This is a genomic window from Mycolicibacterium nivoides (assembly GCF_003855255.1).
Taxonomy (GTDB): domain Bacteria; phylum Actinomycetota; class Actinomycetes; order Mycobacteriales; family Mycobacteriaceae; genus Mycobacterium; species Mycobacterium nivoides.
The window spans coordinates 6,838,943-6,858,837 of sequence record NZ_CP034072.1 but is presented as its reverse complement, the minus strand read 5'-3'; the positions used below and the strand labels follow the sequence as shown (position 1 = coordinate 6,858,837).

Genomic DNA, 19,895 nt, shown 5'->3' with positions numbered 1-19,895 from the left:
GGTCAGGCCCCCAGCGGCGTGGCGCGGCGACGTACGACGATGCGCCCGCCCGCCGCGGGGGTGTAGGCCACGCCGCGGGAGTGCACCTTTTCTCCCGGTGCGGTGGTGGTCTCGATGACGAAGTGGCGCAGCACCGTTCGCAGCACCACATCCATCTCTACGTTGGCGAACACCGCCCCGACACAGCGCCGGGTGCCGCCGCCGTACGGGAGCCAGCCCAGCCCGGGCCGGCTGCCGACGAATCGCTGCGGGTCGAACCGGTCCGGATCGGCGAACTCCTTTTCGGCTTCCTGGATCTGGGAGATGGCCACGATGATCGAGTGCCCACGCGGAATCTCCCACTCGCCCAGCCGGATTGACGGTGCGTAGACGTGACGGCCGGCAAAGTCGATGACGGTGCGGTTGCGCTGCACCTCCAGGATGGTGGCCTGACGGTATTCGTTGCCATCGGTGGCGGCCTCGGCCACCAGTCCGGACAGCACCTGCGGATGACGGCTGATCCGCTCGAAGGCCCAGCCCAGGGTCGAGGCGGTGGTCTCGTGCCCGGCGGCCAGCAGGGTCAACAGCTCGTCGCCGATGTCCTTGCGGGACATGGCCGATCCGTCCTCGTACGTGCTGCGCAACAGCAGCGCCAGGATGTCGTCGCGCTTGTCGAAGTCGGGGTCGGCTTCGACCCGGTCGATCAGCCGGTCGATGACGGTGTCGTAGCGTCGACGGTACGAGGCGAGCCGGCCCCACGGGCTGAACCGGCCGAACGTCCGGCTAGGGGTCGGGACCACCACGAGCCTGGAGCCCAGGGTGACCCAGGGCGGGATGATGCGGCGCAACTCGTCGAGCTGTTCACCGTCGGCGCCGAACACCGCACGCAGGATCGCGTTGAGGGTGATCCGCATCATCGGCTCGAGCGTCTCGAACTCCTGCCCCTGCGGCCAGTTCGCCGTTTCCCGCAGGGTCTCCTCTTCGAAGATCTGCTCGTAGTTCTTGATGCTCTTGCCGTGGAACGGCGGGGTGAGCAGCTTGCGACGGCGACGGTGATCGGTGCCGTCGAGGGCGAACACCGATCCGGATCCGAGGATGCGGCTCAGGTTGGGCTGGATGTTGCCGACGTCTTCGGTGTTGGCCGTGAAGAGCTGCTTGGCCAGCTGGGCATCGGCAATCATCACGGTGGGGCCGAAGATCGGGAGCTTGAGGCTGAACACGTCGCCCTGACGGCTGGCGATCTGCTTGACCACCCAGCGCCTGGCGAGGGCGAAGCCGATGGCCTGCAGCGGCTTCGGAACCCGCGCGGGCGGCGGAGTCCGGCCCGGCGCGGCGCTCTCGGTGGGGTTCTCGGTGGTCTTCTCAGCAGCTGCAAGCTCGGTCATACCATCTCCCGCCAGTCCTGGTACCGCCCAGTACCAATCGTTATGAGGTACGGTACTCCCAGGTACCAGGCAGCGCAAGGGGGTCAGCCACTATGACCGCACTCAGCCATGCCGAATCTCCCGCTGACACCTACCGGCTGCGGTTGCTCGACGGACTCGCGGCGGCGATCAACGACAAGGGCTACCGCGACACCACGGTGGCCGACATCGTCCGCCACGCCCGCACCTCCAAGCGCACGTTCTACGACCAGTTCGGCACCAAAGAGGACGGTTTCCTCGAACTGTTGCGCGCCAACAACTCGGCACTGGTCGACGGCATCCAGGCCGCCGTCGATCCCGAGGCCGCCTGGACGGATCAGATCGGGCAGGCGGTCGGCGCCTACGTCGATCACATCGCGTCCGCCCCGGCGATCACGCTGAGCTGGATCCGCGAACTTCCCGCGCTGGGCAGCAGGGCCCGTCCGCTGCAGCGTGCGGCCCTGCGGGAACTGACCGATCTGCTGATCGAACTCAGCGGCAGCGCCGGCTTCGGGCGGGCCGGCCTGCCCCGGCTCACCGAACCGATGGCCATCATCCTGCTGGGCGGGCTACGGGAATTGACCGCGCTGATCGTCGAGGACGGTGGCGACATCCACGACATCTACGGACCCGCGGTTGCCGCGTCGACGGCGATCATGACAGCGAATTCAGCTGAGCAACAACCGCGCTGATTTCTCCAGCCGGCGCGAGATGCCGGCGTAGGTCTCATAGCCCATCCCGGCCCACACCAGGGTGCCGGTATAGAGCAACTCCAGCGCTTCGATCACGTCCATGTCCACATCCGGTCCGAGCGCGGCGACCAGCCTGCCCCGGATGTCGGCGCCGATGCGCTGCCGCAGCGCGTCCACATCGGGATCCTTGCCCAGCAGGGCGTTGGTCACCGCACCGGCGAACTCGGGTTCGTCGGCCACCAGCGACGCGATGTGCTGCAGCACCTCGACCACCCGGGTGGCCGGGTCGGCCGACTCGTGTGCGGCCAGCGGAGCGGCAGAGAGTCTGCGCCAGAACACCTCGGCGACAAGGTGTTCCTTCGATGAGAAGTAGGTGTAGGCGGTCGCTGCCCCGACCCCGGCCTCGGCGGCCACGCGGCGCACGGTCAGCCCGGCGAAGCCGTCCCTGATGATCAGCTCCACCGCGGCCCTACCCAGACGTTCCACGGTGTCGGCCTGCCGGGCACTCAGACGGCGGCGCGTCGACTCCAGGGCCGCATCAGACACGTGTCCGGACGCTACTACAACAACCATCGGCCAGCAACGGTAGGTTGTGCATCCATGAGCACCGCTGACACCGCCCTGCCGCCCCGCGCCGAGCGCCTGTTCACCCTCGCCGAGCAGGTCACCGGCTTCATGCCCGCCGATGAGGGCCGCGCGCTCTACGACGCCGGCGTGCGCTACCTGAGCGGCGGGGTAGGGGTCGAGATCGGCACCTACTGCGGTAAGTCGACGGTGATGCTGGGCGCGGCCGCGCAGGAGACGGATTCAGTGCTGTACACCGTCGACCACCACCACGGCTCGGAGGAGCATCAGGCCGGCTGGGAGTACCACGACACCACCATGGTCGATCCGGTGACCGGACTGTTCGACACGTTGCCCACGATGCGCCATACCCTGGACGCCGCGGGCCTGGACGAGCACGTGGTGGCCGTGGTCGGCCGTTCACCCGTGGTGGCCCGCGGATGGCGAACCCCGTTGCGGCTGTTGTTCATCGACGGTGGCCACACGGAGGAGGCCGCGCAGCGGGACTTCGGCGGCTGGGCCCGCTGGGTCGAGGTGGGCGGTGCGCTGATCATCCACGACGTGTTCCCCGATCCCAATGACGGCGGCCAGGCGCCGTTCCACATCTACCAGCGCGCCCTGGCGACGGGCGCCTTCAACGAGGTGGCCGTGATGGGTTCGATGCGGGTGCTGGAGCGGACCTCCGGCGAGCCGGGACAGCTCGACTAGCGGTCGCCGGCTTTCCTGCCCGCCACACACTCGCAGTCGTACTCGCCCTCCAGGCCGCGCGGTAATCCAACACCGCGGAAGATGCCGCTGGCCGCGGTGGTCTGCGACAGCGCGTCGGCGGCCAGGACCATGGCGGCGCCAGTCCAGGTGGTGCGTTCCTCAGGCCAGCGTTTGCCGTCTGCGAAAACCAGTCCGGTCCAATAGGAACCGTCGTCCTCGCGCAGGTGCTGCATGGCAGCGAACTGATCGTGGGCCCGTCGGGTGTCACCGATCGCATCCAGGGCCATCACCAGCTCGCAGGTCTCCGCGCCGGTGACCCAGGGCCTGTGGTCGACACACCGGATGCCAAGTCCGGGCACCACGAAGTCGTCCCACCGGTCGTCGATCCGCGCTTGGGCCGCCGCCCCGCGCAGGGCGCCGCCGAGCACCGGGTAGTACCACTCCATCGCATGGGTGTCCTTGGCGGAGAACGCCTCTGGATGGGCTGCGATGGCGTGGCCGAGACGGCCGACGGCGACTTCCCATTCCGGCTGAGGATCGTCGAGGTAGTCGGCGAGCGCCAGCCCGCACCGGATGCTGTGGTACACACTGGCGCAGCCGGTCAGCAGCGCCTCCTCAACCGGTCCGGACGGGCTTGCCGCCCAGTAGATCTCGCCGCCGGAGGCCTGCAGGCCCAGCACGAAGTCGAGCGCCCGGGTCACCACCGGCCACATCAGCTCGGCGAAGGCCCGGTCCCCGGTGATCAGCACGTGGTGCCAGACCCCGGTGGCCACGTAGGCACAGAAGTTACTGTCGCTGTTGGCATCTTCGATGACGCCGTTACGCAGCTGGATCGGCAAGGAGCCGTCGGCGCGCTGCACCGTGCGGCACCAGTCGAACGCCGCGCGGGCCGGTTCGATCAACCCCGCCACGGTCAGCGCCATGGCGTTCTCCACGTGATCCCACGGGTCGGTATGGCCGCCGTCGAACCACGGCAGGGCTCCCGACGATTCCTGGGTAGCGGCAATCGAACGCGCCGTCTGCAGGCAGTCGTCTGGCGTCAAAACTCCGGGTACGCCGGGAATCTCGGGAACTAGCACTGCGGATGCCTACCCGTTGGATTCCGGTACGCGGAATGCGGGCTTGCGGAAGTACAGCGCCACGCTCTTGCCGATCACCGGGTTCAGCAGCGACTCGGCCGTACGGGTGAGCCACGGCCGACCCATCATGTCCCACACCAGCAGCTGGTGGTAGGCCTTGACCGCGGGGTGGTCGTTCTTCTCGGTGCCGACAAGACATTTGAGCCACCAGTACGGCGAGTGCAGCGCATGCTCGTGGTGCGTATGGGTGAGGGTGAGCCCGTGCGCCAGGACCTTGTCGCGCAGCTCGTCGGCTTTGTAGATGCGGATGTGTCCGCCCTCGTTGGCGTGGTACTCGTCCGACAGCAGCCAACAGAGCTTCTCCGGAAGCCAGCGCGGCACCGTGATGGCCAGCGAGCCACCGGGTTTGAGAACACGCACCAGCTCGGAAATGGCCCGGTCGTCCTCCGGGACGTGCTCCAGGATCTCCGAGGCGATGACGCAGTCGAAGCTGGCGTCGGGATACGGGAGGTCGAGCGCGTCACCTTTGACGGCCTCGCCCCTCGCGGACAGCGGGACCTCGCCCTCTTCCCGCATGGCCTGCAGCATCGTGTCGACGTCGTTGAGGTCGGACGCACTCTGGTCGAAACCGATGACGTTCGCTCCCCGCCGGTAGGCCTCGAAGGTGTGCCGGCCCGCGCCGCAGCCGACGTCGATCACCGTGGTGCCCGGTCCGACACCGAGACGGTCGAAATCGACGGTCAGCATTGCGCCACCTTCCTGGTCCTCTCACGGGCCATCTCGTACACCGATACCGTCTGTGCGGCAACCGATTCCCAACTGAAGACATCGAGCGCCCGCTGCCGGCCGGCCGCGCCGAGCTTGCGGCGCTCCAGCGGCGAGTCGAGCAGTTCGCCGAGGACGGCGGTCAGCTCGTCGACGTCGGCCGGGCGTACCAGGCGGGCGCAGGACCCGTCGTCCCCGACCACCTCTGGCAGAGCACCCGTGCGGCTCGCCACGATCGGGGTGCCGCTGGCCATGGCCTCCACGGCGGGCAGCGAGAAGCCCTCGTAGAGCGACGGGATGCAGGCCACCTCGGCCGAGGCCAGCAGCGCGGCGAGCTCCTCATCGGTCAGCCCGCTGGAGCTGTGCACGATGTCGGAAATGCCGAGTTCGGCGATGAGTTTCTCGGTCGGCCCGTTCGGCTCGAGCTTGGACACCAACTGCACGTCGAGGTCGCGCTCCACCCGCAGCCGGGCCACCGCATGCAGCAGGTTGCTCACACCCTTGAGCGGCACGTCGGCGCTGGCGATCGCGATGATGCGTCCGTTCACGCGGTGCTCGGCCGGCTTGAACAGTTCGGTGTCCACCCCCAGCGGCACGATGTGCAGCTGGCTCGGCGCCACCCCGAAGTCCTCGGCGATGTCGGCGGCCGAGGACGACGAGACCGTGAGCAACTCGGGGATCTTGCGGGCCACCTTCTTCTGCATCTCGGCGAACCCGTACCAGCGCCGCACCAGCGGCTTGCGCCACCACTTGGCGGCGGCGATCTCGACCACCCGGTCGCGGGTGATCGGGTGGTGCACCGTGGCCACGACCGGCAGGCCGCTATCGGCGATCTTCAGCAGTGCCGAGCCCAGGCTCTGGTTGTCGTGGACCACGTCGAACTCGTCGCGGCGGTCGGCCAGGATCCGGGCGACACGCATCATGAAAGTCCGCGGCTCAGGGAACCCGGCGCTCCACATGGTGGCCAGCTCCAGGGCATCGATACCGTCGCGGATCTCGCTGGGCCGGGGCACGCGGAACGGGTCCGGCTCGCGGTACAGGTCCAGGCTGGGGACCTTGGTCAGCTTGACCCGCGGGTCCAGGCCCTCGGGGTAGGGCTGGCCGGAGAACACCTCGACCTCGTGGCCGAGTTCGGCCAGCCCGCGGCTCAGATGGCGCACGTACACGCCCTGGCCACCGCAATGAGTCTTGCTCCGATAGGACAGCAACGCGATACGCATAATCAGATCACCCGACGGCCGGAATCGTGCTGAGCTGGGAATACACGCTCACGCGTTGACTCCGAACCCTCTGGACATGTGTCCAGACTATAGTTTGACCTGCTATCCAACGCAACGCGTCGGCCGGCGTCTACGCCGGAGGAAAGCCACCTGTGGCAACGGGACCCCACCGGACCGGGGTGATCCGGATCAGGCACTTGCCCTGATCCACCATCGCCTGCCGGTACTCATCCCAATCCGGGTGTTCACCGGCGACGGCCCGGAAGTAGTCGACCAGCGGCTCCACCGCATCCGGCAGTCCGATCACCTCGGCGTCACCGTCGACCTGCACATACGGTCCGTTGAACTCCTCGGACAGCACCGTCACGCTGGCCCGGGGCGTGCGCCGGAGGTTGGCGGCCTTCGCCCGCTGCGGATAGCTGGCGATCACGATCCGGCCCTGATCGTCCACGCCGCCCGTCACCGGTGAGGTCTGCAACGAGCCGTCGGCGCGGAACGTGGTGAGCACCATGTGGTGTCTCGGGCGCACGAAGTCCAGGAGTTCCTCGATACCCACGGTGTCGGCGGTCGCGTATTTCCGGGCCATCCCTCCGACGGTAGTCGTTCCGCGGAGTTCATCAAACAGCCTGTCAGCCAACCTGATCCGGCACGACAAAAGCGAACGGCCGCGGAAAACCCAGCCCGGTCAGCCGAGCGCCCCGCACTGCGGCGGGATCGATCGGCAGCACCTTGCCCGAGGACGGTTCGTAGCACTCCAGAACATCCTGGCCTGCGCCGACGATCAACACCCAGTGCCGCGGAATTCCCCGCTCGCCGATCAGCATCGCCACCGGCCAGCCCTCGTCGACGGCACTCCGCACATCCGACAACGCATCGCGGGCACCGCGGAAGCGCCGCCATCGGTATGTCACTCCGCGTTTCGCACTGTGGTCGGTCAGCGCGCGGGCCATCCCCGCGGGCGTGGTCCCCAGTTGCCGTGGCCAGATTCGGTTGACGGCGGCGTGAATTCGGCCCTGCTCGGCAGCGAACCAGGCCTCACCGTCAGGGTTCAGCAACTCCGCGCTGTAGGTGTGATCCAGCATGGCGCCGGCCACCACCGCGACCGTCGGACCACAGGTGATCCCGTCACGCTGACGTAGCCGTAGGGCCGCCAATCTCGCTGGCTTCACACAGATCCGGTCATCGAGTCGATCAATTTCTGCCATCGGAACTAAAGCTTCTGAGCTGCCGGTTTTACCCGACATACCGCAGCGTACCGAAGTTCCGGTGAACCAAGACAAGAAGGACACCCCAGTGCGAAACTCAATCGGAAAGTCGCGAATCCTCGCCGCCGCCGTCGGTGGAATTGCTGCCGCCGTCATCGGATCGGCCGGCCTTGCCACGGCTGCACCCAATGGCCCCAGCAATGCCCAACAGACGATCAGACAACTTCAATCCCAGGGCTACACCGTGATCGTCAACCGCCTGGGATCCTCACCGCTGGATCAGGCTTCCGTCGTCGCCGTACGACCCGGGCCGAACTTCAGCCGCACCGACACACTGAGCGCCGTCACCACGCGCACGGTGTACGTCGACGTCAAGTAGCAGACAGCCACCGCCATCTGAGTCGATAATGACCAGATGGCAGTGAAAATGGATGATCTGCTGGGCCGCAACCTGGGCGCTCTGCGATACCAGCCCACTGCCAAACGAATTCGGATCTGCCTGGGCGGCGAGCCGGTCGCCGATACCGGTGAGGCGGTCCTGATCTGGGAGCCGCGGCGGGTGGTGCCGACGTACGCCGTGCCGCGTTCGGCATTTGCGGCACAGCTCGTCCCGGCAGGCGGGGATGTGGGCGACGACGAGATCCCCGGGTTCCTCGACCCTTCGGTGCCGTTCACCGCGCACACGTGTCCCGGAACGGCGTTCGACGTCATCGCCGGTGACGAAACCGGCGCCGCGGCGGCGTTTCGGCCGGACGATCCGGAACTGGCCGACTACGTGATCCTGGACTTCGCGACCTTCGAATGGCGCGAGGAGGACGAGCCGATCGTCGCGCACCCGCACGATCCGTTCCACCGGATCGACATCCGGCGCAGCCGACGGCGCATCCGCATCGAGATAGACGGGAAGGTGCTGGCCGAATCCTGCAGTCCCATGTTGCTATTCGAGACCGGACTACCCACCCGTCACTATCTCCCCCGCGAAGACGTGACCGCCGTTCTCGACGTGAGCGACACCGTCACGTACTGCGCGTACAAAGGACGGGCCACCTACTATTCACTGCCCGGTGGACCCGCCGATCTGGCCTGGTCCTATCACGAGCCCTTGATCGACGCGGTGCAGGTCCGCGACCACATCTGCTTCTTCGACGAACGGGTCGACGTCTTCGTCGACGGCGAACGCAAGGAGCGTCCCGTCACGCCATGGAGCTGACGGGAACGCCTGTTTCGACCGGGTCTGTTCTGGCAACATCAGTCACCGACACCACAGTCGGTTGACCGGAGGTCATGATGGGCACATCGGATGTCACGCTCACCGCAGCCGCCGGCACGGAAGGCGGTGGTGCCGCACTCGATCAGGTGATCGGCATGTCGGTGGTCGCCCTGATCGTCACGGTCGCACTCCTGTGGATCGGCTACCTGCACCGCAACCGGCGCATCACCTGGCTGAACAACTTCGCCGAATGGCTGGGCCGCAAGTTCCACCGGCCGCCGTGGGTCGCGTTGCAGGTGTTCCTGTTCACCGCGACCATCATCTGCGCGCTGTTCGGCTTCATCTGGGACGTCAGCCTGCACATCGGCAAGGGACGTGACGCCGGACCGCTGGCCAACCCCGCGCACTACTTCATCCTGATCGGGCTGTTCCTGCTGTTCATCGCCGGTTCGATGGCCATCGTGCTGCCCTACGACAAGCCCGGCCCGGCCGCCATCAGGATCACCCGCACCTGGTACGCCCCGGTCGGCGGTGTCCTGATGGCGCTGTGCGGGCTCTACGCCCTCATCGGGTTCCCGCTGGACGACATCTGGCACCGCATCTTCGGCCAGGACGTCACCCTCTGGGGGCCAACGCATTTGATGCTGATCGGCGGTGCGGGATTGTCGTTGATCGCCGTGCTCCTGCTGGAGCACGAGGGCAGGGTCGCGATGGGCCCGGAAAGCGTGGGTGAGGACAGCAAGTTCAACAAGTTCCTCTACTTCCTGTCCTTCGGCGGCCTGTTCATCGGACTCTCGGTGTTCCAGATCGAATACGACTTCGGCGTCGAGCAGTTCCGCCTGGTACTGCAGCCGATGATGATCGCGGGCGCCGCGGCGCTGGCCGCGGTCGCTGCGCGACTGGTACTGGGCCCGGGCGCGGCCTTGATCGCCGCCGGGTTCGCGATAGCCCTGCGCGGGGCCGTGGCCTTCATCGTCGGCCCGGTACTCGGTGCACCGACGAGTTGGTTCGCGCTCTACCTCGGCCCCGCACTGGTGGTCGAACTCATCGCGCTGACCCCGCTTGTCAAGCGGCCCATCCTTTTCGGCGCGGTGGCCGGTCTCGGCGTGGCGACCGTCGGACTGTGGCTGGAGTCGTTGTGGATCGGCGCGGTCTATCACTACCCGTGGCCGACCAGCATGTGGGGTGAGGCGCTGGCCATGGCCATCCCGGTGGCCGTCGCGATGGGTCTGTGCGGCGCGCTGCTGGCGCTGGTGCTCACCGGTCAGCCGCTCCCCCGGCCCGCGGTGGGGATCTCCATCGTGGTGGCCACCGTGCTGGTCATCGGGGGCGCGGTGGCCAACGGGCTGCGCACCGAGGTTCCGCAAAATGCCAGTGCCACCATCACTTTGACGGACCTCCCGGCTGACAACGGGCACCGCATGGCCTCGGCCGACGTCCAGATCACCCCGCCCGGCCTGGTCGGCGACGACCCGGAGTGGGTGTCGATCCTGGCGTGGCAGGGTGGCCTGGCCAACCATCGCGGCCTGGTCATCGACCGGTTGGAGAAGGTGGGCCCGGGGCACTACCGCTCGACGCAGCCCATCCCGGTTTCGGGCAGTTGGAAGACCCTGCTGCGCGTGCAGGACGGAACCACCATGGCCGGTGTGCCGATCTTCCTGCCCGCCGACCCGGGTATCGGTGCCGCCGAGACGCCTGCGCTGTCGTCGAACACCCGGGAGTTCGTGCAGGAGATCACGATCCTGCAGCGCGAACGCAACCTCGATCACCCGACCTGGCTGTACAACGTGGCTTCGCTGGTGGTCCTGGTGTGCACGCTGATCCTGATCGCGGGGCTGACCTGGGGTGCCGGCCGGATCAATGCCAGGGAGCTGGCCGCGGGGCGTGAACCCGCCGAGCTCGCATGATCCAGTACCAGGCCGACCACACGTTGCTGCTGGCGTTGCCCGCCTTCGCTCCGGCCCTCGTCGTGGTGGGTGTCGTGGTGTACATCGCCATGCGGGACCGCCGCGGCGAGCCGCGTAATGACGACAGCCGCGAGCCGGATGACAATACTCAAGATGAAGGTGTCGACCTCTCAGGCGAAGATGGTTCACCGTGATCAACCTCAAATGCAGTGTCATCGTCCTGGCGTCCGTTCTCGCCCTGGTGACGGCCGGTTGTGGCGGCTCCGGCGAGACTCAGAAGACCGACGGCTCAGCCGGTTCCGCCACTCCTTCGGCCACCACGGTCAATCCGTCGGACATGACCAACCAGCAGCAGGCGCCGACCAGGCTGCTGATCGACGTCACCATCAAGGGCGGCGAGGTCACCCCGACCAACCAGCCGCTGAAGGGCAAGGTCGGCGAGCCGATCGTGGTGCGCGTAAACAGCGACGCCGCCGACGAGCTGCACGTGCACTCCAATCCCGAGCACAGCTTCAAGATCGAGCCGCGTAACGGTCAGCAGTTCCAGTTCACCGTCGACGTGCCCGGCACCGTCGACATCGAGCTGCATCAGCTGAACCGCACGATCGCCAGCGTGCAAGTGCAGCAGTGACGCCCCGGTCGACCGCGGTCCTGGCCCATGGTCTGGGCGGTTCGACCGATCTCCCGATCCCCTACACCTACGCGCTGATCGGCGCGGCATGGACGCTGACGTTCACCTTTGCGGTGGTGGCACTGGCCTGGCGACGGCCGAGGTTCGATCCGGAGAAGCCGGGCCTGCCACTGCCGTCCTGGGTGACGACGACCGTGGACTCCGCCGTGACGCGCTGGGTGGTGGGCCTGCTCTCACTCGCCCTCACCGGGTGGGTGGCGTACACCGCAGTCACCCGGCCGGCGGGCGCCAATCCGCTGCCGGGTGTCTTCTATGTCCTGCTGTGGGTGGGACTGGTCGCGGCCTCGGTGTTGTTCGGCCCGGTCTGGCGGCTGATCTCTCCCGTCCGCGCGCTGTACCAGTTCCTGCCCGGTCCTGACCGCCGGCGCTACCCGGAACGGCTCGGCTACTGGCCGGCTGCCGCGGGGCTGTTCGCCTTCGTGTGGCTGGAGCTGGCCGGCCCGGACCCGGGATCGGTTGCGGCCATTCGCACCTGGCTGTTGATCTATCTTGCGGTGACGCTGGCCGGTGCACTGTGCTGCGGGCAGCGCTGGCTGGAGAGCGCCGACCCGTTCGAGGTGTACAGCACGGTTGCTTCGCGGGTGTCGCCGTTGCGCCGCCACGACGGTCAGATCGTGCTCGGCAACCCTTTCGATCACCTGCCCTCGATGCCCGTGCGACCGGGGCTCGTCGCCGTGCTGGCAGTCCTGTTGGGATCCACGGCGTTCGACAGCTTCTCGGCCATGCCCCAGTGGCGCAACTTCGTCGACGCGCACGCCGGATCCCCGCTGGCCTCCAGCCTGATCCGCACCACGGGTCTACTGGTGTTCGCCACCACGGTGGCGGTCACGTTCTGGGCCGCCACCCGCACCACCGGCGGGGTCGATCGCCGGCTGCGCCGCGAATTGCCGGGGCTGATGGCGCATTCCCTGATCCCCATCGTCATCGGCTACGTGTTCGCCCACTACCTGTCCTACCTGGTGGAGCGGGGCCAGCAGACGGTGATCCTGCTGTTCGGGCTCCACGATGTGCAGGTCAGCTACTTCTTGTCCGTTCACCCAACGCTTCTGGCCAGCCTGAAGGTCGGATTCGTGCTGGCCGGTCACGTCGCCGGCGTGATCGCGGCACACGACCGGGCACTGCGCCTGCTGCCGAAGCAACACCAGCTCACCGGCCAGCTCGCGACGATGCTGGTGATGGTCGGCTACACCTTTACCGGGCTGTACCTGCTGTTCGGCGGGTAGCGTCGGGATCATGCGGAGGTCCAAGCAGACTCGGGCACTCATCGTCGTCGATGTGCAGAACGATTTCTGCGAAGGCGGCTCGCTGGCGGTCGCCGGCGGCGCTGCGGTGGCGCGGGACATCACCGCACTCCTGGCCACCGACCACGGCTACGACCATGTCGTGGCCACCAAGGATTTTCACATCGACCCCGGTGAGCATTTCTCCGACACCCCCGACTACAAGACCTCATGGCCGCGGCACTGCGTGGCCGATACTCCTGGTGCCGCTTTTCATCCCGAGTTCGATCCGGCCGCGGTCGAGGCGGTGTTCGAGAAGGGCCACCATTCGGCGGCCTACAGCGGATTCGAGGGCGTCGACGACTCGGGGACGACGCTGGCGGACTGGCTTGGCCGGCGGGGCGTCGAGGCGGTGGACGTGGTGGGCATCGCCACCGACTACTGCGTGGCGGCCACCGCGGCCGACGCGGTCAGGGCCGGACTGCGCACACGGGTGCTGACCGGCCTGACCGCCGGTGTCGCGCCCGAGACCTCCAGGACGGCAATCGATGAACTTCGCAGCGCCGGAGTGGAAATCAGCTAGTCGGGTCCACGGGCCGCCCTGTCCAGCGCGGGTCCCGACGATCGACGTAGGCACGCACCCCTTCGCGCGCGTCGTCGTGCTCCATCAAGCGCAGGTGGATCTCTGTCTCCCGGGCACCGACGCCGGCACGGTCGAGGTCATACGAGTCCCACAGCAGCCGCTTGCTGGCGGCGACCGACATAGGTGCGGTGTTGACCGCGATGTCGTGTGCGAGTTCCACTGCGGCGGGCAGCACCTGATCGGCCGGCAGTACCCGGCTGCCGAGGCCGAGTTCGACGGCGCGGTGCCCGTCGAAAGTGGCTCCGGTCAGCAAGATCTCCGCGGCGTTGGCAAGCCCCACCAGCCGAGGCAGGATCCAGTGCGAGTACGCGTCGCCGACCATACCGCGACGGGCCTGCACCACGCCATAACGCGCATCCGCGGCGAAAAACCGGATGTCGCACTGCAATGCGAGAGTCAGGCCGATGCCGATGGCATGTCCGTTTACCGCGGCGATCACCGGCTTGCCGAGAGTCCAGGCCGGCACGGCCAGGCCCGCGGCGCTGAATTCCTGACCCGGCTCGGTGAAGGTCTGCTCCCCGGCACCGAGGTCCGCGCCCGCGCAGAACGCGGGCGGGGCGCCGGTCAGCACGATCACCCGGATGGCGTCGTCGCCGTCGCAACGCAGGTAGGCGTCGGCCAGTTCCTCGCGCATCCCGCCACCGAAGGCATTGCGTTGCTGCGGGCGGTCCAACGTGATGATCGCCACGGACTCGTCGACTGTGATCCGCAGGGTCTTGTACTCCGGCAGCTCAGAACGTGTGGTCACGGCTGACTCCCATCCAGTGCGTGAACCCGGTGTGCGTAACGTACCGCCGTCCGTTCGACCGGCCGCAGTCGCCCGAGCGCCGTATGGTCGATTTGTGACTTCCACGGATCAAGCTGACCAAAGCGGGCTGGAAACGTGGCGGGGCAAGGCCTACCCACTCGGTGCCACCTACGACGGTTCGGGCACCAACTTCGCGTTGTTCAGTGAGGTCGCCGACCGGGTCGAGTTGTGCCTGTTCGATCCCGACGAATCCGGGACGCTGCGCGAGACCAGGGTGACGCTTCCCGAGGTGGATGGATTCGTCTGGCACGGTTTCGTTCCCGGGATCGAACCCGGCCAGCGCTACGGCTACCGGGTGCACGGCCCGTACGACCCGGCGTCCGGTCAGCGCTGCAATCCGAACAAGCTCGTGCTGGACCCGTACGCCAAGGCCATCGAAGGCGCCTTCGAGTGGGGTCAGCCGCTGTTCTCGTACAACTTCGACGACCCGGGCAGCCGCAACGACGACGATTCGGCGGCCAGCATGCCGAAAGCAGTAGTGATCAACCCGTATTTCGACTGGGGCGTCGACCACCCGCCCAGTCACGAGTACGCCGACACCGTCATCTACGAGGCTCACGTCAAGGGGCTCACCCAGACCCACCCGGACATCCCCGAACAGTTGCGCGGAACCTATGCCGCCGTCGCCCACCCGGTGATCATCGAGCATCTGAAAGCGTTGAGGGTCAACGCCATCGAGCTGATGCCGGTGCACCATTTCGTCGACGACTCCACGCTCGTCGAGAAGGGCTTGTCGAACTACTGGGGCTACAACACGATCGGGTTCCTCGCACCCGACCCCCGCTACAGTTCGGCAGGCACCCCCGGCGGTCACGTCCAGGAATTCAAGGCCATGGTGCGCGAACTGCACGCCAACGACATCGAGGTGATCCTCGACGTCGTCTACAACCACACGGCCGAGGGCAACCACCTCGGGCCGACGCTGTCGATGCGCGGTATCGACAACGCGGCCTACTACCGGTTGGTCGACGACGACAAGCAGTACTACATGGACTACACCGGCACCGGCAACAGTCTCAACGTCGGCCATCCCCATTCACTGCAACTGATCATGGACTCGTTGCGGTACTGGGTCACCGAGATGCACGTCGACGGGTTCCGCTTCGACCTGGCCGCCACGCTGGCCCGCGAGTTCTACGACGTGGACCGGCTGAGCGCGTTTTTCGAACTGGTGCAACAGGATCCGATCGTCAGCCAGGTGAAGTTGATCGCCGAGCCGTGGGACGTCGGCCCCGGCGGCTACCAGGTGGGCAACTTCCCGCCGCAGTGGACCGAGTGGAACGGCAAGTTCCGCGACACCGTGCGCGACTACTGGCGCGGCGAACCGGCCACGCTCGACGAGTTCGCCTACCGTCTGACCGGTTCGGCCGATCTGTATGAGCAGACCGGCCGGCGCCCGTTCGCCTCCATCAACTTCGTCACCGCGCATGACGGATTCACCCTGCGTGACCTGGTGTCCTACAACGAGAAACACAATCAGGCCAACGGCGAGGACAACCGCGACGGGGAGGGCAACAACAAGTCGTGGAACTGTGGCGCCGAAGGTCCGTCGGACGATCCGGCCGTCACTGCACTGCGCGCCCGCCAGCAGCGCAACTTCCTTGCCACTCTGCTTCTTTCGCAAGGCGTTCCGATGCTTTCGCACGGCGATGAGCTGGGGCGTACCCAGCGCGGGAACAACAACGTCTACTGCCAGGACAACGACATCTCCTGGATCGACTGGGCCACTGCCGATTCCGATCTCATCGAGTTCACCCGCTCGGTGTCGGCGCTGCGCGCGGCACACCCGGTGTTCCGGCGCCGCAGGTTCTTCGACGGCCGTCCGGTACGCGAGGCCGGCAGCGCCGGATTGCCCGACATCGCCTGGTTCGCACCCGACGGCTCCGACATGACCGCTGAGGACTGGGAGACCGGGTACGCCAAGTCGGTGGCGATGTACCTGAACGGACAGGGCATCGCCGACCCGGATGTCCGGGGACAACGCGTGGTGGACGACTCGTTCCTGCTGTGCTTCAACGCGCACTACGAACCGATCGAGTTCGTTTTACCCCCGGCACAATTCGCCGCCCGCTGGATTCCGGCGATCAGCACTTCGGCAAACTCCACACGCGATGCGGCCACCGCCGGGAACGCGGTGAAAGTGGATGCCCGAGCCGTCCTCGTACTGCAGTCAGAATCAGATTGAACGTCAATTCAAAGAGTTGCTCATCGGACGGATGTCCCTGTCCTAACCAGGAAATCTGGTACCTTGAGCATGTAGCAGCCGTGGCCGCCTAAGTAGACATTGAGCGCTTGTTCGATGTCACCGGCCGGGCGGGCTGGGGGGTACGAGCCGAAGAGCGGCGGCAACTACCCTGCGGCCACGGCTGCGGCCTCTGAGCGGCTTTGCCGCGACACCCAATTCTCAGCCCGATCGGTTCATCCGATGTTCACCGGGCAGTCTCTCGCTTCAAATACCTCTGCTACAGAGGTATCGTGGGATACATGCAGGAACAGCGTGATCTCGTCAGCGAGCTGTTCTCGGTCGTCGGCCGGTTCCGCAGACAGCTGCGCCGGTCCACCGGGGGCGGTTTCGACGCCACCGGATTGACCCAGTCCCAGGGCGAACTGTTACGCCTGGTCGGGCGCAGACCGGACATCTCGGTGCGGGAATCGGCCGCCGAGCTCAGCCTGGTACCCAACACCGCGTCCACGCTGGTGTCACGGCTGGTCGCCGACGGACTGCTGACCAGAACCACCGACGACGCGGATCGCCGGGTGGTCCGCCTGCGACTCACCCCGCCCGCACAGGCGATCGCCGACGAGTCCCGGGCCGCCCGCCGGGCAGCACTGGCGGCCGCGCTGACCCGGCTCGACGACAGCCAGATCACGGACCTGGCAAACGGATTGGACGTAATGACCGAACTCACCCGGCTACTGCATGACGGCGAAAAGGGGGAAGAGTGACCACCCCGGCCATCGACTGCAGGCACCTGACCCACCGCTACGGGACGTTCACCGCCGTCGACGATCTGACCCTTCAGGTCCATCGCGGTGAGACCCTGGGCCTGCTCGGCCCGAACGGGGCCGGCAAGACCACCGCCGTGCGGGTGCTGACCACCCTGACTCCGGTGCAGCAGGGCGAGGTGCGGATCTTCGGCCTCGACACCGACCGGCACACCATGGATATCCGGCACAACATCGGCTATGTGCCGCAACAACTCTCGATCGAGGCAGCACTGACCGGCCGACAGAACGTCGAGTTGTTCGCGCGCCTGTACGACGTGCCCCGCGCCGAACGCAGAGAGCGGGTGGACCAGGCGCTGGAATCGATGCAACTGCTCGATGTCGCCGACGCCGCGGCCGGCACCTACTCCGGCGGCATGGTCCGACGCCTCGAGCTGGCCCAGGCACTGGTCAACCGTCCGCTGCTGCTGATCCTCGACGAGCCCACGGTCGGGCTGGATCCCATCGCCCGCGACAGCGTCTGGACCCAGGTCGGCCGGATGCAGGACGAGTTCGGGATGACGGTTCTGCTCACCACGCACTACATGGGTGAGGCCGACGCGCTGTGCGATCGGGTGGCCCTGATGCACCACGGCCGGTTGCAGGCGCTGGGAACTCCCGCCGAGCTGAAGGCCAGGGTGTTGAAGGCAACCGCATCCGAGGACGCCACGCTGGAGGACGTCTTCCGCCATTACGCCGGTTCCGACCTGACCGACGACGGGCAACAGCCCGGCGCCATGCGCGAGGTGCGCGCGACCCGGAGGACGGCCCGCCGTGTCAGCTGATGTTCTGGTCATGGCCCCGCGCGGAATTGCCCGGGTCCGCGCGATGGCCCGGCGGATGTCGGCCTTCGCCCTCGTCGAACTACAGAAGCTGCGCCACGACCGCACCGAGCTGTTCACCCGCATGGTGCAGCCTGCGCTGTGGCTGCTGATCTTCGGCCAGACCTTCAGCCGGTTGCACCTCGTCGACACCGGCGGCGTGCCCTACCTGGCCTTTCTGGCGCCCGGCATCATCGCCCAGTCGGCCCTGTTCATCTCGATCTTCTACGGCATCCAGATCATCTGGGACCGCGACGCCGGCATCCTGGCCAAGCTGATGGTCACCCCGGCGCCGGCCTCGGCACTGGTGGCGGGCAAGGCGTTCGCGGCCGGGGTGCGCTCGGTGGTGCAGGTCCTCGGCGTCGCGCTCCTGGCATATCTGATGGGGATCGCGATGACGGTCAATCCGCTGCGCATCCTGGCGGCGATGGCCGTGGTGGCACTGGGCGCGGCCTTCTTCGCCTGCCTGTCGATGACGCTGGCCGGGCTGGTGCGCAAGCGGGACCGGCTGATGGGAATCGGCCAGGCGATCACCATGCCGTTGTTCTTCGCGTCCAACGCGCTGTATCCCGTCGACATCATGCCGACCTGGCTGCGCTGGCTGTCCACAGTCAACCCGCTCAGTTATGAGGTCAACGCGCTGCGGGGGCTGCTGATCGGAACACCGACCAATTGGGTGCTGGACATCGGTGTGCTGGTCGCGTCGGCAGTGCTGGGCGTGGCCGTCGCCTCGTTGTTGTTGCGCCGGCTGGTTCGCTAGGAGCAACCCCGATACGCCCGACCAACCGGGTGGTTTAGTGTGCAGACAGATCCACCGACAGGGAGACGGTCATGCAACTGGCGCTCACACCGGAGGAAGCAGCTTTCCGCGATGAGCTGCGCACCTTCTACACGACGAAGATTCCCGCCGAGATTCGCGAACGAAATCGGCTCGGGTTGCCACTCGGCAAAGAGGGCATCGTCACGGCGCACAAAATCCTCCATGAACACGGACTTGCGGTGCCCAACTGGCCCGTCGAGTGGGGTGGCAAGGACTGGACCCCCAACCAGCACCAGATCTGGCTCGACGAGATGCAGCTGGCCAGCGTCCCCGAGCCGTTGACCTTCAACGCCCGGATGGTCGGACCGGTGATCGCCGAGTTCGGCTCGCAGGAGGTCAAGGAGCGCTTCCTGCCGCCGACCGCGGCGCTGGACATCTGGTGGTGCCAGGGCTTCTCCGAGCCCGAGGCCGGCTCCGACCTGGCTTCGCTGCGCACCACCGCGGTGCGTGACGGCGACAGCTACGTGGTCAACGGCCAGAAGACCTGGACCACGCTGGGCCAGCACGCCGACTGGATCTTCTGCCTGGTCCGAACCGATCCGCAGGCCCCCAAGAAGCAGGCAGGCATCTCGTTCCTGCTGTTCGAAATGGACACCCCCGGTGTCACGCTGCGCCCGATCAAGCTGATCGACGGCAGCTACGAGGTCAACGAGGTGTTCTTCGAGGACGTCCGGGTGCCCGCCGACCAGCTCGTCGGCGAGGAGAACCAGGGCTGGACCTACGCGAAGTTCCTGCTCGGCAACGAGCGCACCGGCATCGCCCAGGTGGCCCGGACCAAGGTGCGTCTCGCCGAGGTCAAGGAACGCGCCGCGGCCAACGGCCTGCTGAGCGATCCGCTGTTCGCCGCACGTCTGGCCGAGGCCGAAAACGACGTGCTGGCACTGGAACTCACCCAGATGCGGGTGACCTCCGATTCTGCCGACGGCAAGCCGAGCCCGGCCTCGTCGGTGCTGAAGCTGCGCGGCAGCCAGCTGCAGCAGACCGCCACCGAACTGCTGGTCGAGGTCGCCGGCGCCGACGCGCTGCCCTACGAGGCCGGCGATATCGCCTCACCCGAATGGGCCCAGCACGCCGCCCCGCACTACCTCAACTACCGCAAGACCTCGATCTACGGCGGTAGCAACGAGGTGCAGCGCACCATCATCTCGTCCACCATTCTCGGATTGTGAGTTGAG

The 19,895-nt window shown here is 67.0% G+C and carries 22 protein-coding genes; 14 read left to right on the top strand and 8 right to left on the bottom strand.

The genetic code is table 11. From position 1 onward, the window contains the following. Positions 1 to 2: 2 nt before the first annotated feature. On the bottom strand, positions 3 to 1,364 hold the full coding sequence (locus EH231_RS33455) for a cytochrome P450 (RefSeq protein ID WP_124714115.1): 1,362 nt from the start codon (positions 1,362 to 1,364) through the stop codon (positions 3 to 5). Positions 1,365 to 1,456: 92 nt separating this feature from the next. On the opposite strand from EH231_RS33455, the gene EH231_RS33450 reads away from it, so the two are divergent. Further along, complete coding sequence (locus EH231_RS33450) at positions 1,457 to 2,074, top strand: TetR/AcrR family transcriptional regulator (protein ID WP_090429781.1); 618 nt, start codon at positions 1,457 to 1,459, stop codon at positions 2,072 to 2,074. Here the strand turns inward: EH231_RS33450 and EH231_RS33445 are convergent. Continuing rightward, positions 2,051 to 2,620, bottom strand: a complete 570-nt coding sequence (locus EH231_RS33445; RefSeq protein ID WP_090429779.1) for a TetR/AcrR family transcriptional regulator — start codon at positions 2,618 to 2,620, stop codon at positions 2,051 to 2,053. The two genes, EH231_RS33450 and EH231_RS33445, sit on opposite strands and share 24 nt — an antisense overlap. 54 nt (positions 2,621 to 2,674) lie before the next feature. Between EH231_RS33445 and EH231_RS33440 the strand changes: the two genes are divergently transcribed. Further along, a complete protein-coding gene (locus EH231_RS33440) occupies positions 2,675 to 3,346 on the top strand; it encodes a class I SAM-dependent methyltransferase (RefSeq protein WP_090429777.1) in 672 nt (223 codons plus the stop codon). On the opposite strand, the gene EH231_RS33435 is transcribed toward EH231_RS33440, so the two are convergent. The 5 genes from EH231_RS33435 to EH231_RS33415 form a co-directional block, all read right to left on the bottom strand. Beyond that, the gene (locus EH231_RS33435; protein ID WP_164481125.1) at positions 3,343 to 4,425 is read right to left on the bottom strand and encodes an MMP endo-(1,4)-3-O-methyl-alpha-D-mannosidase; all 1,083 of its coding nucleotides are present in this window, start codon (positions 4,423 to 4,425) and stop codon (positions 3,343 to 3,345) included. The genes EH231_RS33440 and EH231_RS33435 overlap by 4 nt on opposite strands. 9 nt (positions 4,426 to 4,434) lie before the next feature. Further along, positions 4,435 to 5,172, bottom strand: coding sequence for a class I SAM-dependent methyltransferase (locus EH231_RS33430; RefSeq protein WP_090429775.1), 738 nt, complete (start codon positions 5,170 to 5,172; stop codon positions 4,435 to 4,437). Continuing rightward, complete coding sequence (locus tag EH231_RS33425) at positions 5,166 to 6,410, bottom strand: MMP alpha-(1->4)-mannosyltransferase (protein ID WP_124714114.1); 1,245 nt, start codon at positions 6,408 to 6,410, stop codon at positions 5,166 to 5,168. Before EH231_RS33425 ends, EH231_RS33430 begins: the two co-directional genes overlap by 7 nt. A gap of 130 nt (positions 6,411 to 6,540) precedes the next feature. Continuing rightward, positions 6,541 to 6,996, bottom strand: a complete 456-nt coding sequence (locus EH231_RS33420) for a PPOX class F420-dependent oxidoreductase (RefSeq protein ID WP_090429772.1) — start codon at positions 6,994 to 6,996, stop codon at positions 6,541 to 6,543. Between the two features lie 43 nt (positions 6,997 to 7,039). Then, positions 7,040 to 7,579 carry a cysteine peptidase family C39 domain-containing protein gene (locus EH231_RS33415; protein WP_090430740.1) on the bottom strand — a complete coding sequence of 180 codons (540 nt, stop codon included), beginning with the start codon at positions 7,577 to 7,579 and terminating at the stop codon, positions 7,040 to 7,042. A gap of 136 nt (positions 7,580 to 7,715) precedes the next feature. Here EH231_RS33415 and EH231_RS33410 point away from each other — a divergent pair, with 136 nt between their 5' ends. From EH231_RS33410 to EH231_RS33380, 7 genes are all read left to right on the top strand, one after another. Next, positions 7,716 to 7,994, top strand: coding sequence for a hypothetical protein (locus tag EH231_RS33410; protein WP_090430738.1), 279 nt, complete (start codon positions 7,716 to 7,718; stop codon positions 7,992 to 7,994). A 36-nt stretch (positions 7,995 to 8,030) separates the two neighbouring features. Next, positions 8,031 to 8,825, top strand: a complete 795-nt coding sequence (locus EH231_RS33405; protein WP_090429770.1) for a DUF427 domain-containing protein — start codon at positions 8,031 to 8,033, stop codon at positions 8,823 to 8,825. Between the two features lie 77 nt (positions 8,826 to 8,902). After that, positions 8,903 to 10,732: a hypothetical protein gene (locus EH231_RS33400; RefSeq protein WP_164481124.1), complete on the top strand. Its 1,830-nt coding sequence runs from the start codon at positions 8,903 to 8,905 to the stop codon at positions 10,730 to 10,732. Further along, entirely contained in the window at positions 10,729 to 10,926 is a 198-nt protein-coding gene (locus EH231_RS33395; protein WP_090429766.1) for a hypothetical protein, read from the top strand. Before EH231_RS33400 ends, EH231_RS33395 begins: the two co-directional genes overlap by 4 nt. Further along, positions 10,923 to 11,363, top strand: a complete 441-nt coding sequence (locus tag EH231_RS33390; RefSeq protein WP_124714113.1) for a hypothetical protein — start codon at positions 10,923 to 10,925, stop codon at positions 11,361 to 11,363. Before EH231_RS33395 ends, EH231_RS33390 begins: the two co-directional genes overlap by 4 nt. Then, a complete protein-coding gene (locus tag EH231_RS33385) occupies positions 11,360 to 12,646 on the top strand; it encodes a hypothetical protein (RefSeq protein ID WP_124714112.1) in 1,287 nt (428 codons plus the stop codon). The genes EH231_RS33390 and EH231_RS33385 overlap by 4 nt, the downstream gene beginning before the upstream one ends. A gap of 10 nt (positions 12,647 to 12,656) precedes the next feature. Then, positions 12,657 to 13,226: an isochorismatase family protein gene (locus EH231_RS33380; protein WP_090429761.1), complete on the top strand. Its 570-nt coding sequence runs from the start codon at positions 12,657 to 12,659 to the stop codon at positions 13,224 to 13,226. Here EH231_RS33380 and EH231_RS33375 read toward each other — a convergent pair. Then, positions 13,219 to 14,034: an enoyl-CoA hydratase/isomerase family protein gene (locus tag EH231_RS33375; protein ID WP_124714111.1), complete on the bottom strand. Its 816-nt coding sequence runs from the start codon at positions 14,032 to 14,034 to the stop codon at positions 13,219 to 13,221. The genes EH231_RS33380 and EH231_RS33375 overlap by 8 nt on opposite strands. 94 nt (positions 14,035 to 14,128) lie before the next feature. Between EH231_RS33375 and glgX the strand changes: the two genes are divergently transcribed. The 5 genes from glgX to EH231_RS33350 all read left to right on the top strand — a co-directional run bounded on the left by glgX (position 14,129) and on the right by EH231_RS33350 (position 19,889). Next, on the top strand, positions 14,129 to 16,279 hold the full coding sequence (gene glgX, locus EH231_RS33370; RefSeq protein WP_420891947.1) for a glycogen debranching protein GlgX: 2,151 nt from the start codon (positions 14,129 to 14,131) through the stop codon (positions 16,277 to 16,279). Positions 16,280 to 16,578: 299 nt separating this feature from the next. Continuing rightward, entirely contained in the window at positions 16,579 to 17,040 is a 462-nt protein-coding gene (locus EH231_RS33365) for a MarR family winged helix-turn-helix transcriptional regulator (RefSeq protein ID WP_090429757.1), read from the top strand. Further along, positions 17,037 to 17,864 carry an ATP-binding cassette domain-containing protein gene (locus tag EH231_RS33360; RefSeq protein WP_090429756.1) on the top strand — a complete coding sequence of 276 codons (828 nt, stop codon included), beginning with the start codon at positions 17,037 to 17,039 and terminating at the stop codon, positions 17,862 to 17,864. Before EH231_RS33365 ends, EH231_RS33360 begins: the two co-directional genes overlap by 4 nt. 10 nt (positions 17,865 to 17,874) lie before the next feature. Continuing rightward, entirely contained in the window at positions 17,875 to 18,660 is a 786-nt protein-coding gene (locus tag EH231_RS33355; protein WP_170856375.1) for an ABC transporter permease, read from the top strand. Positions 18,661 to 18,731: 71 nt separating this feature from the next. Continuing rightward, positions 18,732 to 19,889: an acyl-CoA dehydrogenase family protein gene (locus EH231_RS33350; protein WP_090429752.1), complete on the top strand. Its 1,158-nt coding sequence runs from the start codon at positions 18,732 to 18,734 to the stop codon at positions 19,887 to 19,889. Positions 19,890 to 19,895 lie beyond the last annotated feature (6 nt).